This window comes from Cuneatibacter sp. NSJ-177, assembly GCF_022867805.1.
GTDB lineage: Bacteria > Bacillota > Clostridia > Lachnospirales > Lachnospiraceae > Pseudolachnospira.
Map to the genome: position 1 here is coordinate 1 of NZ_JALIFO010000009.1, position 15,917 is coordinate 15,917.

Consider the following 15,917-nt stretch of genomic DNA (forward strand, 5'->3'; position numbering starts at 1 on the left):
AGACACTTCATATCGAAATTCCAAATGAGTATAGATAACTGCAAATAACAGTTTGTAGGGGAGTTCTGATACTCCCCTATAAAAATGGCTATTTATCAACTGTTTGTTGTGACATAGCCAATTTCATTTCCGCCTCCAAAGTACAAGACGTCCCAACTTGGCCGGAGCTTCTTCCGGCAGCGGCCGCCTGAAATGGATCAGCCGCCCGGATGCCTTGTTTTTAGTATACCAATTTTCTCCCCTCTATACAAGTGAACTTTCGGATGTTATACTCTTCCTATCTATTGTATCCCATTCGGAACGTCCGGTTTCACATTCCTATAAAATGGACAGTCCGCTTCGCTTCGTTTCATAGTTATGAAGGAGACACATTCATGAAAAATAAAACTGCACTGATCACCGGCGCTTCCCGCGGAATTGGGCGCGCCGTCGCCCGGCGTTTTGCCGAAGGCGGCTATGACCTGGCCGTGACCTGCCGGGAAAATACCCATCTGCTTAAAGAGCTGAGGGCTGAGCTGACCGCAGAATACGGGATTCACTGCCTTCTTTTCACCGGCGATCTCGCGGAAAAAGAAACTGCCGGCCGCCTCTTCGACGCCATCGGGGAAACCGGGCGCACCGTCGAAGTCCTGGTGAACAACGCGGGGATCTCCCATATCGGCCTGTTGCAGGATACAACCTGGGACGAGTGGCAGAACCTGGTGGGCACCAATCTGACCGCTGTCTATTCCTTATGTAAAGAGGCGATTCCCGGCATGCTCTGGAATCACTCCGGGAAGATCATCAATATCTCCTCAGTCTGGGGCTGCGTCGGCGCATCCTGCGAGGTGGCCTACTCGGCGGCCAAAGGCGGCATCAATGCGCTGACCAAAGCCTTGGCCAAAGAGCTTGCCCCCAGCAATATCCAGGTAAATGCCATTGCCTGCGGCGCCATCGACACGGACATGAACCGTTTCCTGTCCGATCAGGAAAAGCAGGATCTCCTGGCGGAAATCCCGGCGGGCCGCATGGGGCTTCCGGAAGAGGTGGCCCATCTGGTCTGGCAGCTGGCGGAAGGAAACGACTATCTCACCGGACAGGTCATCCGCTTGGACGGGGGCTGGATCTGATTTACGAATTCTCCGAGACACGGAGCATCCGGTAACCGATCCCGATGTGGGTCTGAATATACCGGGGCTCCGACGGAACCGGCTCGATTTTCTTTCTCAGTGTTGCCATAAACACCCGCAGAGACGGCGTATCCGACGGCAGCGCATTTCCCCAAACTTCCTTTAATATATAATTGTACGTCAGCACCTTCCCGGTATTTTTCGCCAAGAGACAGAGAAGGCGGTATTCGATGGGGGGCAGATGGATTTCCCGGCCTTCCCGGTACACGCAGCCCGCGGCGTAATCAATCTTTAGATCCCCATTTTCATATTGGCTGGATTCCTGATTTGTCTTTTGTCCGTCATAGCGGACCCGGCGCAGAGCCACCCGCAGACGCGCCAAAAGCTCATCCACGCTAAAGGGCTTGGTCAGATAATCGTCGGCCCCGGCATCCAAAGCTTCCACTTTGTCCCGGTCCTCCGACCGGGCGCTGACCACGATGACCGGCGTGTTGCTCCAGCCCCGCACTTTCTTGATGATCTCCACGCCGTCCATATCCGGCAGTCCCAGATCCAGCAAAATGACATCCGGATGATAGGTGACCGCGTCCAAAATGGCGGCCGCCCCGTTTTTTGCCGTATGATACTGATAAGACTGGGTTTCCAGCGTTGTAGTGATCAGGCTGCTGACCGCCGTGTCGTCCTCGACCACGAGTATCAGTGGTTTGTTCATAGTTCTACCTCCGCAGATTGCAGTGTAAAGTAAAATACGGCGCCGTGGGGGAAATGATCCTTCACGCCGATTTTACCGCCGTGAGACGTAACGATGGACTTGCAGAGGGCAAGCCCCAGGCCAAGGCTCCGGCGGCCGTCCCCCCAGTCGTTGTTGGCCGTATAAAACATATCAAAAATTTTAAGTTTCGCCTCATCCGGAATTCCTTGACCGTCGTCCGCCACCTGGACCAGAACCCAATCTTCTTTTTTTTCTGCTTTCAACTGAATATGGGATCCGGCGGGCGTATATTTTACCGCATTATTGATCAAGTTAATCAGGACCTGGACGATCAGCCTGGCATCCATCTGCGCCATCAGCAGATCATCGGATAGCTCCACGGAAAGCTGGTGTTCAGAGATGTTCCGGTCCAGGTGGTGGAGCGCTTCGTGGAAAATTTCATCCATCAGCTCCGGCTCCATATGGATGGCCATGGCGCCGTTTTCAATCCGGGTGACGGCCAGCAAGTTTTCCACCAGATTCACCAGCCAGATGGCGTCGTCGTTGATGTTGGCATAGATGGCCTGCTTTTTTTCTTCATCCAGCATCTTGGAATTTCGAATCAGGATATCGGCATTGCCGGAAATACTGGTCAGAGGGGTCCGCAGGTCATGGGAAATCGCGCGGAGCAGATTGGCGCGCAGCGCTTCCTGCTGAGCCCTGGATTCGGCCTTTTGCTTTTCCCGGTCGGAAGATATTTTATCCAGCATCAGGCCATATTGGTCCAGCATGGCCAAGAGCAGATTTTTTACAAAAGCGTCCATCTCCGGATAGCCTTCCATCACGATTCCCGCCACGGCCAGCACGCTTTTCTGTCCACGGACCGAAAGGTACAAAAGTTTTGCCCCGGAAAGTGTGTTGGTCGTGGCCCCGGCATGTTTATCGTTCCGGTAGACCCACAGCGCCACAGCCCGTTCCTCCTCGCCGGTATAGGCGCTCTGAAACGGACGGTCTTTGATGCGAAAAATCAACGGTTCTTCCAGCTCTTTGTTTTCTCCGGGAAGATAGAACAAAACCGGGCGGTCCAACAGTTTTTGCATCTGTTCGGCCATGGTCTGCAGCGCCGTCTCCGGCTGACTCGCTTCCTGCAGGCGCTGGCTGGTCTCCAGCAATACCTCGGTGCGGTAAGCTTTCCGCGCCTCCAAAACAGCCTGTCCCTTCACCCGCATAGTCAAGGAACTGGCTAAAAGGCTGGCGGACATCATAATCAGGAAGGTGACCGGGTAGCTGGCATCGTAAAAGCGGAAAGAGAACCGCGGTACGGTAAAAAGGAAGTTGAACAACAGCACGCTGGCCAGGGAGGCCAGAATTCCATAGATCCAGGTGCTTGTCCAGATGGATACAAACAGCACTCCCAAAAGATAGACCGTAATCATGTTTGCCTCGCTGAAACCGGCGCGGTAAAAGCCCAGCCCCACCAGGGATACCAAAAGAAGCAAAAACAAAGTTTTCCCCAGATCTTTCCAGGATAAGCGTTCTCCCATCCGCAGCCGCCGGTTCCTGTGCTGCGAGGAGTTTTTCTGATTCGGAATTACATAGACGTCCATGTCGGGCGCCAACTGGCTCAGGCGGTCCGTCAACGTCTTTTCCGGGAGGAAAAAATGCCGGGACGGAGCGGAACGGCCAATCACAATCTTGGAGACCCGGCTCACCTTGGCGTACTCGGCGATCTGAGCCGCCACATCGCCGCCGAATACGGTGGCCATCTTCGCCCCCAGCTCCTCGGCAAGCCTCCGGTTTTCCCGAAGCCTCCTCCGGCTCTCCTCATCCATCCGCTCGGAGTCCGGAGTCTCCACATAAAGGGCGGTAAACCCGCTGTGGAAGGCCTCGGCCATCCGCGCTGCGGTGCGGATCACCTTTTCATTGGAAGGCGCTCCGGAAAGGCAGATCAACAAATGCTCCCCGGCCTCCGGCACCAACGGTTTTCCGATGGATTCCGAAGAACGGCTGATCCACTCGGCCAGCCTTCGAAGAGCAATCTCCCGAAGAGCAGCCAGGTTCTTTCGGTTTTCAAATAAGGGCTCCTGGCAGGCAGGATCTCTTTTTCGTTTTTCTCTGCGGCGGGAAAAAAGCTCCTCCGGATCCACATCCACCAGCTGAACCTGAAAAGCCATATCAAAAAAGTGATCCGGAACCCGGTCCTCTACAGAAATTCCGGCCGCGTTCAGAACGACATCCTTTAAACTTTCCAGATGCTGGACATCTAAAGTGGTGCTGACGTCGATCCCGGCTCTCAGAATTTCTTCCACATCCTGATACCGGTAGCGGTGACGGCTGCCAGGCGCGTTGACATGGGACAGTTCATCGAGGAGCAGAAGCCTTGGCCTGCGTTTTAAGGCCGCGTCCAGGTCGAATTCCCGAACCGGTTCCTTCCGGGCAGGGATCCGTTCCAGCCCGGCGGCAAGCGCCTCTGTTTCCGGCCAGCATCCGGAATCCAGAAATCCAACTGCCACATCCCTGCCCTGATCTTTTTGAATTTGGGCGGCAGAAAGCATTGCGTAGGTCTTCCCCACGCCGGAAGCATAGCCCAGATAAATTTTCAGCTTTCCTTTTCGAAGCGGCCGGCCGCCTTCTCCCTGGCTTTGCGGCTCCGGCCATTTCGAGTGATTTACATTCATGGATTGCCCTCCGGCCATTTCTATGCTAGGATGTATGTTGAATTTCAGTATAACACATTGTTACCGGTTGTTCCAAGTTTCATATCCACTGAAAAAACCGGTCTTAATACGGTCTTTATATCTTCCGCAGAATTTTAATATTGTATTAATGCCCCTTGTGCTATGCTGGTGCTACTCAAACCTGCAGCCCAGGCGGACGGAAGGAGTAACCATGTCACTTGTAAAACGAAACCGGATCAGTCCGGCGCAGATCATCATGATTGGATTTCTGCTGCTGATTCTGACCGGCGCCCTGCTGCTGATGCTTCCCATTTCTTCAAAAAGCGGAGAAATCACGGCGTTTCCCGACGCGCTGTTTACAGCCACCTCGGCCACCTGCGTGACCGGCCTGATTGTCTTTGACACGTACCAGCACTGGTCCCTTTTCGGCCAGGCCGTGATCCTGATTTTGATCCAGATCGGAGGCATGGGCGTTGTCACCATGGCTGTCGCCATCTTCATCACCACTGGAAAAAAAATCGGCCTGCGGCAGCGTTTTGTCATGCAGGAATCCATCTCCGCTCCCAAGATGGGCGGAATCATCCGGCTGACCGGGTTCATCGTAAAGGCCACCCTTTGTTTTGAGGGCGCCGGAGCTATCGTGATGGCGATTCGCTTCTGCCCGGAAATGGGCCTTGAAGGAATCTGGTACGCAATATTCCACTCCATCTCCGCTTTCTGCAATGCCGGCTTTGACTTGATGGGACAAAACGAAGCTTTTTCCTCTCTGACCGGCTTTTCCGCTGATCCCCTGATCAACCTGCCGATTATGCTTTTGATCACCATCGGCGGCATCGGATTCTTCGTGTGGAGCGATATCCGGCAGAACAAGCTGCGTTTTCACAACTACCGGCTCCAGACGAAACTAGTCCTGGCGACCTCGCTGCTATTGATCGCCCTCCCGGCTTTGTATCTTTTCTTCTTTGAATTCAGCCGGCCGGAATGGGCCGGAATGGGACTGGGTGAACGGATCTGGGCCTCTTTGTTCCAGGCGGTCACGCCCCGGACGGCAGGCTTCAACACAGTAGACCTGACGAAGCTGCACAGTATCAGCATCCTCATTATGATCTGCATGATGCTGATCGGCGGTTCCCCCGGCTCCACGGCCGGAGGCTTCAAGACCACCTCGCTGGCCGTGGTTTTCCTGTGTCTGCGCAGCGTTTTTAAAAAGCAGGAGGGGATCGAAGGATTTCACCGCCGGGTTCCCGCCGAAACGCTCCGTAACGCTGTCACCATCCTCACCCTATATATTGTTCTGTTTTTAACCGGCAGCATCTTGATCTGTCTCTTCGACAATGTCGCCCTGACGGATTCTCTGTTTGAATGTGCCTCTGCCATCGGTACGGTCGGCCTGACACTAGGAATCACCACCACGTTAAGCCTTCCGTCTCATTTGATTCTTATTTTGCTCATGTATTTTGGGCGGGTCGGCGGCCTGACCATGCTCTACGCGGTTTCAAACGGCCACAATCCGGCTCCGTCACAGATGCCCCAGGAAAAAATCAGCGTGGGGTAACGCACAAGGGAGGTTATTATGAAATCCATTTTACTGATCGGCCTCGGCCGGTTCGGCCGCCATATGGCAATCAAATTTCAGGAGCTGAAACATGAGGTCTTAGCAATCGACAGCAACGAAGAGCGGGTCAACGCGATCCTGCCCTACGTCACCAACGCACAGATCGGCGACAGCACCAATGAGCAGTTCATCGAGTCCCTCGGCGTCCGAAACTTTGACCTCTGCGTCGTGGCCATCGGCGACAGTTTCCAAAGTTCCCTGGAAACCACGGTTCTGCTGAAGGATTACGGCGCGCCTTTTATCCTGGCGCGGGCGAACCGGGACATCCACGCCAAACTTTTGCTTCGAAACGGGGCGGACCATGTGGTGTACGCGGAAAAAGAGATGGCGATCCGGGCCGCGGTAAAGTACAGCTGCGACAACGTATTCGACTACATTGAATTGACGCCGGATCATTCGATCTATGAGACGCCTGTGCCGGACAACTGGTACGGCAGAACCATACTCGATCTGAACGTCCGCCAGAAATATCACGTCAGCATTCTGGCCGTCAAGCGTGATAATGTCCTGGAGCCCCTTCCCAAGACCAATCACATTTTCCGAGAGGGGGAAAGCATGCTGATCCTGGGCGCCAACAAGGACATCAACAAATTTCTCCAGATTTAAAGTAGCATTCCTTTTTTAGATTCAGGAATCCCATCCCGCACAAAAATCCCGGCTTCCGGCAAAATTCTCTGCCGGGCAGCCGGGATTTTTCTTTTTTCCGTTCCTCTATCCAGAGAAGAGGATATCCGCCCTTAGAAGATCCCGGTCAGAATAAACAGCCTCCCCAAAAGCGCGCCTCCCAGCACCCCCGCGGCCAATCCAATCAGCCCAAATCCCAGGCAACATTTCTTTTTTTGTCCCCGCTCCGGAAGCGATCCGCGGAAGATGCTCCGGATGATCAGAATGGTTCCCGCAAAAATCGAAAGAATTTCCACCGTCACCGCGGCAGCGGCGGCAGACGGCAGATCCTCCGGTTTCAGGACGCCGCCCAGCGCTCCGGCGAGCGCCAGGAAAAATAGAACGGCGCTGCCGATGATCCGGAAAGCCGAGTAAGAGGCAATGGAAGCTTTCACCAGCTCCAGCTTCTTACCCAGCGCGACCACATCCACCAGCTTGGCGGCATTGGAGTCCAGATCGATCATATTTCCCGCCTGCCGCGCCTCCGGGCATCCATTGTTGAGCGCCAGGGCCAGATCCGCCTGCGCCAGCGCAGGCGCTTCCTCCGCGATCGTACCGGCCATGGCCACCACCGCGCCGTCTTCCTGCGCTTTTCTCACCCACTCTAAGCGCGTTCTCGCCGTCACACCGGCCAGGAAATCGTCCACGCCCACTTCCGCCGCAACCGCCGCGGCTCCCACCGCGCCGTCCCCGGTCATCAGAACCGTCCGGATCTGCCGCCGGTGCAGCCAGCGGAATTTATCCTGAATCCCTTCCTTGGCCATCGCCTTTAAGCAGACTGCGCCGAGAAGCCTGCCGTTTTTCTCCACCAGGTAAGGCTCGCCCCCTTGCTGCATCACTGCCGCCGTCAGGCGGCGGCAGCGGGAAGTTTCTTCTTCCTCCCTCAGATACGGCGACACCGCCCTCTCCGGCCCCAAGCGGACCTGTCCGTCCGGCAGGTCTGCTCCGGCCAGGCAGGTATCCGAATCCCAGGGCACCAGCCTAACATTTCCAACCTCCCGACCCCGCAGCCCGAATTTCTTTTTCGCCAGCACCACGATGCTCCGCCCTTCCGGCGTCTCATTGGCCAGGGAAGCCAGCTGGGCCACATCCGCCAGTTCGCGGGGCGTAATCCCCTCCGCCGGCAAAAAGTCCGTGGCATGACGCCCCACCAGAGAAACCGCTCCGGCTTTGTCCAAAAGTAAAATGTCTGCCTGCTCGGCTGATCTCAGAAGCTTAGGATCTTTCAGCCAGATATTGTCCACATTTAAATATTTGCGGGCCGCAGCCTCTGCGGCGGTGAATAAAGCAAACAGGGAGAGCGGCGCCAGCCCGGCAGCCAGCAAGACGAAAAAGGTGAGCGGGACGATTCCCTTTTTCCCCTGCATCTGCACTGCCGCGGCAATCAGGATAAAAAGGTACAAAACCAGGCACAAAGACAGCAGCGGATTGGTCTTCCATTCCGGCGGTTTTACGGTATGTTCTTCCTCCTGCGTCAGTTGTTCCAGAAATCCCATACTTTCGTCCTGGATCACGCGCACCACCAGCCAGTCGGAAAGGACCGCTGTCCCGCCGGTCACCAATTCCCGTCCGCCATGGGCCTCCCGGAACACCGGCGCGGATTCCCCGGTAACGGCGCTTTCATCCACCAACGCGGCACCTTTTACCACCTGGCCGTCCGCCGGAACCAACTCCCCGGCCAAAACCAGCACCAAATCTCCGGTCCGCAGGTCGAACGCATCCACTTCCTGCACATGGTCCAGCTCCTCCAGCGAAACCAAAAGATGCGCCGTCTGCTCCCGGTGCCCCGGCACCCGCGGCTCCAGCCAGCGCCCTGCTTCCTCGGCGGCTGCTTCCGCAAATCCCACTGCAAAGGCGGAAAAGAGGAGAAGCGCCGCCGTTCCCACCGCCGGCCGCACGGGTACCGGGATCCAGCCAACACCTCCGGCCGCGCCCAGCAAAAGCAAGGCCAACCCGACCGCCAGCAAGATCAGGATCTCCGGTCTGCGCTTTTCTTCTTTCCAGGTAAACTTCCGGACCGTCCGCCCGAATGCCCGGCTAAGCCAGCCGCTTTGGTAGAGCTTTCTCAGTTTATGGATACGCATAACCTCACTTCCCTTCGTTTTCTTTTATTTAACTATAAGGGCAAAGAGGTAAATGTGCTATTAAGCTAATGGGTGATCTGTTAAAATTGAATAAAGATAAGAATCCCTCCGTTCATCTTGTATTTTTTAGCCTGCCTCATCCTCCCCCTGTATCGCCATCCGGTGGGAATATGCCCCATAGAGAGAATAAAGGCCGCCCTCGCCTTCCCCATACTCCGCCCAATAGGTGAGAAGCCCGATCTTTAAGTGCCCGATCCGATGCCCGCTTTCCGCATCCAGCAGATACCGCCCCTTCTTCTCGCAGTCCTCGATGACCCGGCAGATATCCTCCTCCAGGATCAAGTTCTCGCTGAGCTTCCTCGAAAGCTCCTTTGTCATGGTCAAAATATTGTTTTCCTGCTTTCCTGAATTCTCGAACAGCAGCGTCCCAGAAAGATAACACTCCGCCAGCTCCCTCTTTAATTTCCTCCGGTTTTCCCTCCGCTTCGTGATGGTCGGTACTTCACGGTTTTCGAAGTTGATTCCGAGAAGCAGATCGAGGATATGGCGGCACTCCTTCCCCTGAATCGAAAAGATATCCCTGCAGTTGGTACAGTAAGTCAGATAGGGAAGGCCGCTCTGGGAAATCTGCTCCCTTACCTGGGTTTTGACAAACAGCGGATTTACCACATACCCGTGGCCGCCCCAGCTGCAGCACTGGGCTTTTTCCCCGGAATACGGCAGCTCTTTTAGCCGCACCCCGCATTCTGCCGCCATTTCCCGCACAGCCGCCTGCATCTTTGGGTAATCTCGGCTCGCACAGGGATCAAATACCGACGCCTCTTCAAAGGGAGAGGCCATCCCCGTCCAGATCTCCGGCAGATCATATACCATTTTTACCGGTATCTCCGGCAGATACTCCCGGAAAATCCGGTGGCAGGTGGGGCAGGCGAGAATCACGGCGGGTTTCCCCGCTTCCCTCCAGTACAGAGTGATCTGTTCCAGCTCCCTCCCAAACGCCGCCTCCTCTCCGGCCCAGAGGGCAGGCGCTCCGCAGCAGCGAAGCAGCAGGGACGTTTTCGGATAGCGGGCCAAAAGCCTCTCATAGGTCAGGGAGACATAACGAGGATCCGATCCCCCTGCCTGGCAGCCCGGAAAAAACAGATAGTCCGAAGCCGTTTCCTCCGGCTGATAGAACATGGAAACTTCCTCTGAATTTGAAAACTCCATATCCCGCAGCCAGTATTCATGGTGGGCAGGCGGAAGGATCCCGGAGGAGCACAGATCCGTCCGGGCCTGAAGGAGGAAATCACCGATGCGGATTCCGGAAGGACAGAGCTTTCCGCAGAGATTACAGTTATTGCAGGAACCGATTTCCCGCATGGCCGCCCGTCCCTGGGTCTCCGGAAAAATATTCAGGGAAAGCTTCACATCCTTTTCCAAGTCCTTGGGAGGCGAGCCGTACTGGCGCAGCAGCACGCAGGCATCCATACAGGCGGTGCAGTCGCACCGGGTGCACCGCTCCGCTTCCGCCTTTGCCTGCTCCTTGCTCCAGGCGGCTTCCCATCGTTCTCTCTCCTCGGCCCGGCTGCCTTCTCCTCGTTCTTTCTCCGTAGCGATGCGCAGGAAATCCCCCTTTGTCACATCGGCCGCCCTCTCTTCCCCCGGTCCCGGCCGGGATCCATCCGCCTCCTGCTGTTTCCTGTTTTTCCAGGCGCCTGTCTGAAGATACCATTCGATCTCCCCCGCCGCACGGATTCCCTCTGCGATGGATTCCACCGGATTCTTGCCACCAGGACAGACGAGGGCGCCCTCCCCCTTTGCCTCGATACCGGATTCAGTGCACAGATATGCCGCTTCGGCGTCCAGTTCCTCGATCCGGCTGATCCTGGTGTCTTTCACAAAGACGCAGGCGGTATATTGAAATTGCTTTTGAATTTCCCGTTCCACAATCTCCGGGGAAAGGACCTCCAAAAAGGCCCCGCCGAGCCGTCCGCTTTGTTCGTACACCGTGACCGGATACCCCTTTTCCGCCAGCCTCAGCGCGCAGGCAAGTTCGGCAGGCCCCGCTCCCACCACAGCCGCCCGCTTTGTTTTCTTCGGAAGGTTATAACGGATCGGATCCGTAGAGCGGGCAAATTCCGCCGCCGCCCGCTCCAGCAAGGGCAGGAATACCGGCGTTCCATTCAACGTTTTTTTGCACGCCTCCCCACAGGGAGCGGGACAAAGCCTCCAAACCAAATCCGGGAAAACCACCGCATTCCGATAGAGGCGGAATGCCGCGCCAAAACTTCCCCGCCGGATTTTGTCGATAAAATCCCGTACCGGAAAAGAAAAAGGACACGCACAGCCGCAGGGGGACTCCTGTCCGTGCGTACAGCGCTCTAATTCATCCAAAAAATTATTTTTTTCCATGTCTCATTCCTCCCCATTTTTTTTACCTATCCTATCCGTAGTCTCCATCCCTCGGATTTAATCGCTCCCGCGGCTTTCTCCGTGATGGCGGCTCAAAGCGTCCCGCAGTCCTAATCCCACAGATACAGCTGCTGCCGCCTCGGCAAAACAAGGCGGCAGCAACGCAAACCGGGTCAAAAACCCCAAATCTTTTCTAAAACAGCCCGACAAGGTGCAGACCCAGCCGGCCTCCTTTTTTTAATCGTACCTCAAAGGAAGCCAAAAACAAGTTCTTTCCCCGCCTAAATCTCCACGATTCCGGCGTCCTCGCTCTCCTTTTTATCCGCTTTCTTCTCCTTTGCCTCATCCGCAGCCATGGCAGCCATCATCTGCTGCATCCAGTCGGCCGGAACCGGATTCGCCTCAAGCTCCTCCAGTTCATCATAAAAGTCGGAGCCCAGGAAATACTTGGCAGGCGGATCGGTCCGCTCTCCTCTTTCTATCTTCTCCAGCCCTTCCTTAATTTTCTCCGGGTAGGCAGGAAGCTCATAGATCCGCACGCCCGTGGCGTCGTAGATTCCGTTCAAAAACGCATTGTGTTCCCCGCCGAAAAAGCATTCTGACAGGCCGTTGGAGCCGAAAGGCCCTTTCTTGCAGGGATTATCCTCAATCCAGGTGACTTCCATATCGTCGGGAACCTCATCGATGGACGGCAGGCCCGCGCCAATGATATTAGCATGTTTCTTCACATCATTGTAATCTTCGGTGTAAGCATAACCGATGTTCTGGGCAAATCCTCCGTAGGCCTGCCCTTCGGCGGAAAGATAGTTGGCGATGACGCCGCAGTCCGCCCAGGCCCGGATGCTTAGAACCTTCGGCTTCCCGGTCTTCGTCTCCACGCCCACCTCAGCCACACAGAAACCTGTCATGGGCTTTGGCTGCCGTTCCGCTTTTCCGGTATTGTAATCCATGCGGCTGTAATTCTCCGACGTGATGTCAAAGTGGCCGGTGTAAGAGGTCGGAATTCCCTCCGCCTTCATCTCTTCATAGGTCCGGTAAGTGCCGTCCGGCTTCTTCATCGCGGCGAGCAGAAGTTTTCCCGCCTCATGGATTGCGCCTCCGTTCATGAAGTGGGAGCGGCTTCCGGCGGAGATTCCGCTGTTTGGACAGTCCTGAGAGTCATTGATGTCCAGCTGCACATCCTCCGGTTTCAGATTCAAAGGCTTTAAAGCCTCCAGGGTACTGGCCAGGCTTCCGATATCGCCGCCCTGCCCCATGTCGTGATATGTATTGTACACATAAAACCGGCCGTCCTCTTTCAGCTCCAATCTGGCCTCCGCCTTGTCCTTCACGCTTCCCAAAGGGATAAAAAACATCGGGGCAATGCCCACGCCGCACTTAAATTCTGGGGTGCTTTCTTTTTGGGCGCGTTCCTTGCACTCATAATAGTAAGGGCGGGCCATATCCATCAGGCGCTCGTACTGAGGCTTTTCAAATTCCGTGCCGTTGGCGGAGCGCTGGCCCTCGCGGTGAATATTCTGGTAGCGGAACTCAAAAGGATCCATTCCTACTTTCTCGGCCAGCATATCCATCAGGCCTTCCATTCCGGTGCTGATCTGAGGGATGCCGTAACCCCTCCACGCGGTGGCATGATTGTGGTTCGTGGTGGTCATGCGGACCAGGCCGCGGACATTGGGTACCACATAAGGGTCTCCGAAGTGCATGTATTTGCTGATGATCGAGTCGCCGCCCTCCACATAAGCGCCGTGATCCACGCCGATGTCATATTCCACTGCGGTCAGCTTGCCATCCTTATCACAGGCCAGACGGCAATTCGTGTAGGAGGACGAACGTTTTCCCACAAAGTGCTGATGCTCCTCCCAGGACATCACCAAAGAGACGGGCCTTCCCGTAGCCATGCAGGCGACCGCGGCCAGCGAAAAGGACGAAGAATCAATGGACCAGCCGAAACTGGCGCCGATCCCTCCATGCTGCACGATGCGCAGATCCTCCTGCTTCAGGCCGATGCCCTTCCCCATCACCATCAGGTTCGGGTAGATTCCCTGAGACTTACATTCCAGAGTCATCTTGCCGTCCTCATCCCGGTAGGCAATGACGATATCCCCCTCCATGTTCAGATGGGGCTGGCGCTGGGTCTTGAAGCTTCCCTCCACGAAATATTCGGATTCCTCGATGACATCCGCAGCCTCCTCTCCCTTTTTGACCGGCTGGGATATGTAGATATTCGGAAATCCCTCATGGATCTGCTGCGCATCTGGCAGGACCGCATCCAAGAGGGTCAGGTACTCCGGCAGCTGCTCGTACTCCATATTCACCTGCTTCGCCGCCTCCCGCGCATGTTCCACGGTATCCGCCACCACCACGGCAATCACATCGCCGTAACGGTAAATCTTATCTTCGCAGATGATCGGCCGGGTGGGCCGGGTGACTTTGGACCGGGGGTGTCCCACATATTGGTTCAGCAGATTATTGCCGCCCAGAGCATAAACGTCCTTGGCCGTAATCACCTTTACAACGCCGGGCATTTTCTCCGCCTCGGAAATATCAATGTTTAGAATCTTCGCATGATGGGTCACTCTCGGCTGCACCAGTGCAGCATGAAGGGTGTCGTCCGGCATTTTCAGACTCATATCCTCGCCGTAGTCCAGGGTGCCGCAGACTTTAGCCAAAGCGCTGGGCCGGGGCAGCTTGGAGTTGTAGTACCGCTCTCCATCCCCGTGGAAGGTAATGTCTTCCATGGTGGCCTCGCCGCGCATCACCTTGGCCGCCGCCATCACGGCGTCCACGATCTGTTTGTAGCCGGTGCACCGGCAGTAATTCCGGTTCTTCTTAAACCAGGCGCGGACTTCTTCTCTGGTGGGATCGGGATTTTCCTGCAGAAGCTGATAGGATGAGACAATAAAGCCAGGCGTACAGAACCCGCACTGGACCGCTCCGCAGGTGATGAACGCCTGCTGAATCGGGTGCAGGTTCATCGGGTTCCCGATCCCCTCGATGGTGATAATCTTGGAAAACTCTTTGATCATCCGCATCTTCCTGGTACAGCTGCGGACCACCTTGCCGTTCAGCAAAACGCTGCAGACACCGCAGATACCGGTCCCGCAGCCCTTCTTCACACCGGTCAGGCCGATGCGCCGCAGCACATCCGCCAGACTGTCTTTTTCTGGATCGCAGACCACCATTCGGTCGGCTCCGTTGATATTGAGCCATAATTTTCTTAATGCCATTCCAATCCTCCTTCTTTCTTGACGGAAAAGAATCTCTTTTCTCATTTACCATTTTGATTTATATATAATCCGTTGTCTCCTGTTCCTTTGCCTTCTCCACATAGACACGGGCCATGGTATTCGCATCCAGGCTATAAAACATAAAAATCACTGCACTGATCACCAGACCGGCGGCGGCCCCGAAGGTCATCAGACGCGTCAGTTGGGAACAAAACACCGGCGTCACCGTCATATCCGGCTGATACCCAATCATCACCAGGCCGAAGGAGGAAAGCGCTCCTCCCAGCACGGCGGCGCAGCGGATCGCGGTCCCTCCCAGGGACATGACGAAGCCGCGGGCATGGATTCCCTGGGTATACTCATTGTAATCTGCAATCTCGTTCATAAAGGCCGGAATCATGGTGCCGGAAAAGATATTGCAGAATGCGTTAAGCCCCATCAGGATCATGAACAAAATCATGTTGGTTCCGATCAGGTTCACGGAAAGGATGCAGCAGACCGACAAAAAACTGGAAATAATAAACATATTTTTCTTTCCGAACCGGTTGGCGAACGCCTGAGCAAAAAAGTAACCGAACAGAGAACTCAGATTGATCACCATCAAATAGACGCTGAGCCAGCCGCTGTCCCCTACCACATAGAGGAAATAATAAGTCAAGAGAGTGGGAAGCAGGGTGGACATGGATTCGCGGAAAGTGACCGCCAGGAAAAAAACAATCGTCGGCTTATTGATGGATCGGATCATCTCTTTCAGAGAGACCTTTTTCTTCTCCGAATGCGCAGCCTGGGTCTCCCGATTATCGTACCTCCTGGTTACGAAAGCGCTGATCACCATCCCGATCACCATCAGCCCGCCGTACAGCAGCGCGGAGATGAGGTAACCGGTTCGCATGTCGCGAAAACCATAGAGGATCGCGACGCCGAAAAAGCTAAAGAGCAGCCCGGCTGCGCTCCCCAACTGGGAGGAGGCGGTGGTCAGGGATACATTGTCCTGCGGCGTCCGGGAAAGAGGACCGATCATGGAGCGGTAGGCCACCCACATCAGGTTATAGCCGGTGTAGGAAAGGAAATAAAACAGACCGAATATCAGGACGTCTCCGGCCACCGAAAGCTGAAAATCCGTGAAGAAGAGGACTGTAAAGGCCATACACATGACTGCGCCGATCACCATCCAGGGCCGGTATTTACCGGCTTTCAGGCTTGCCCGGTCCACCAGAACACCGGCTCCTACCATCGTCACTGCCTCAAACCACTGAATCACAGTGTATACAAGGGCCGCCACAGGCCCCGGCATACATAGGATGTCAGTCATAAAATACATCAGATGATATGCAATGAAAAACAGGAAGAAGGTGAAGCCAAACTCGCCCAAGCCGTATCCGTACATAAACCGGTAGCTGTGGGTCGGCTTTGAAGGCGTGCGTTTTTTTTCCATGAGCTCCCTCCCTTACTAGTT

9 protein-coding genes are annotated in these 15,917 nt (G+C 55.3%); 3 read left to right on the forward strand and 6 right to left on the reverse strand.

What is annotated here, in order from left to right:
* Window positions 1-374 precede the first annotated feature (374 nt).
* A complete protein-coding gene (gene ymfI, locus MUB23_RS14540) occupies window positions 375-1,109 on the forward strand; it encodes an elongation factor P 5-aminopentanone reductase (protein WP_244801338.1) in 735 nt (244 codons plus the stop codon).
* Between the two features lies 1 nt (window position 1,110).
* Here ymfI and MUB23_RS14545 read toward each other — a convergent pair whose 3' ends face one another.
* A complete protein-coding gene (locus MUB23_RS14545) occupies window positions 1,111-1,821 on the reverse strand; it encodes a response regulator (RefSeq protein WP_244801340.1) in 711 nt (236 codons plus the stop codon).
* Window positions 1,818-4,478, reverse strand: a complete 2,661-nt coding sequence (locus tag MUB23_RS14550) for a sensor histidine kinase (RefSeq protein WP_244801342.1) — start codon at window positions 4,476-4,478, stop codon at window positions 1,818-1,820. Before MUB23_RS14550 ends, MUB23_RS14545 begins: the two co-directional genes overlap by 4 nt.
* A 211-nt stretch (window positions 4,479-4,689) precedes the next feature.
* Between MUB23_RS14550 and MUB23_RS14555 the strand changes: the two genes are divergently transcribed.
* Both MUB23_RS14555 and MUB23_RS14560 read left to right on the forward strand, forming a co-directional pair.
* Window positions 4,690-6,033, forward strand: a complete 1,344-nt coding sequence (locus MUB23_RS14555; protein WP_244801343.1) for a TrkH family potassium uptake protein — start codon at window positions 4,690-4,692, stop codon at window positions 6,031-6,033.
* A gap of 18 nt (window positions 6,034-6,051) precedes the next feature.
* Window positions 6,052-6,699: a potassium channel family protein gene (locus MUB23_RS14560; RefSeq protein ID WP_244801345.1), complete on the forward strand. Its 648-nt coding sequence runs from the start codon at window positions 6,052-6,054 to the stop codon at window positions 6,697-6,699.
* Between the two features lie 131 nt (window positions 6,700-6,830).
* Here MUB23_RS14560 and MUB23_RS14565 read toward each other — a convergent pair whose 3' ends face one another.
* From MUB23_RS14565 to MUB23_RS14580, 4 genes are all read right to left on the reverse strand, one after another.
* Window positions 6,831-8,840: an HAD-IC family P-type ATPase gene (locus tag MUB23_RS14565; RefSeq protein ID WP_244801347.1), complete on the reverse strand. Its 2,010-nt coding sequence runs from the start codon at window positions 8,838-8,840 to the stop codon at window positions 6,831-6,833.
* Between the two features lie 126 nt (window positions 8,841-8,966).
* Complete coding sequence (locus MUB23_RS14570; RefSeq protein WP_244801348.1) at window positions 8,967-11,234, reverse strand: pyridine nucleotide-disulfide oxidoreductase/dicluster-binding protein; 2,268 nt, start codon at window positions 11,232-11,234, stop codon at window positions 8,967-8,969.
* Between the two features lie 281 nt (window positions 11,235-11,515).
* Complete coding sequence (locus tag MUB23_RS14575) at window positions 11,516-14,461, reverse strand: molybdopterin-dependent oxidoreductase (RefSeq protein WP_244801349.1); 2,946 nt, start codon at window positions 14,459-14,461, stop codon at window positions 11,516-11,518.
* A 58-nt stretch (window positions 14,462-14,519) separates the two neighbouring features.
* Window positions 14,520-15,896: an MFS transporter gene (locus MUB23_RS14580; protein ID WP_244801350.1), complete on the reverse strand. Its 1,377-nt coding sequence runs from the start codon at window positions 15,894-15,896 to the stop codon at window positions 14,520-14,522.
* Between the last annotated feature and the right edge of the window lie 21 nt (window positions 15,897-15,917).

Excerpts from the sequence above, each read along its gene's own strand:
- ymfI (WP_244801338.1), top strand. The coding sequence starts at position 375 with ATGAAAAATAAAACTGCACTGATCACCGGCGCTTCCCGCGGAATTGGG.
- MUB23_RS14545 (WP_244801340.1), bottom strand. The coding sequence starts at position 1,821 with ATGAACAAACCACTGATACTCGTGGTCGAGGACGACACGGCGGTCAGC.
- MUB23_RS14550 (WP_244801342.1), bottom strand. The coding sequence starts at position 4,478 with ATGAATGTAAATCACTCGAAATGGCCGGAGCCGCAAAGCCAGGGAGAA.
- MUB23_RS14555 (WP_244801343.1), top strand. The coding sequence starts at position 4,690 with ATGTCACTTGTAAAACGAAACCGGATCAGTCCGGCGCAGATCATCATG.
- MUB23_RS14560 (WP_244801345.1), top strand. The coding sequence starts at position 6,052 with ATGAAATCCATTTTACTGATCGGCCTCGGCCGGTTCGGCCGCCATATG.
- MUB23_RS14565 (WP_244801347.1), bottom strand. The coding sequence starts at position 8,840 with ATGCGTATCCATAAACTGAGAAAGCTCTACCAAAGCGGCTGGCTTAGC.
- MUB23_RS14570 (WP_244801348.1), bottom strand. The coding sequence starts at position 11,234 with ATGGAAAAAAATAATTTTTTGGATGAATTAGAGCGCTGTACGCACGGA.
- MUB23_RS14575 (WP_244801349.1), bottom strand. The coding sequence starts at position 14,461 with ATGGCATTAAGAAAATTATGGCTCAATATCAACGGAGCCGACCGAATG.
- MUB23_RS14580 (WP_244801350.1), bottom strand. The coding sequence starts at position 15,896 with ATGGAAAAAAAACGCACGCCTTCAAAGCCGACCCACAGCTACCGGTTT.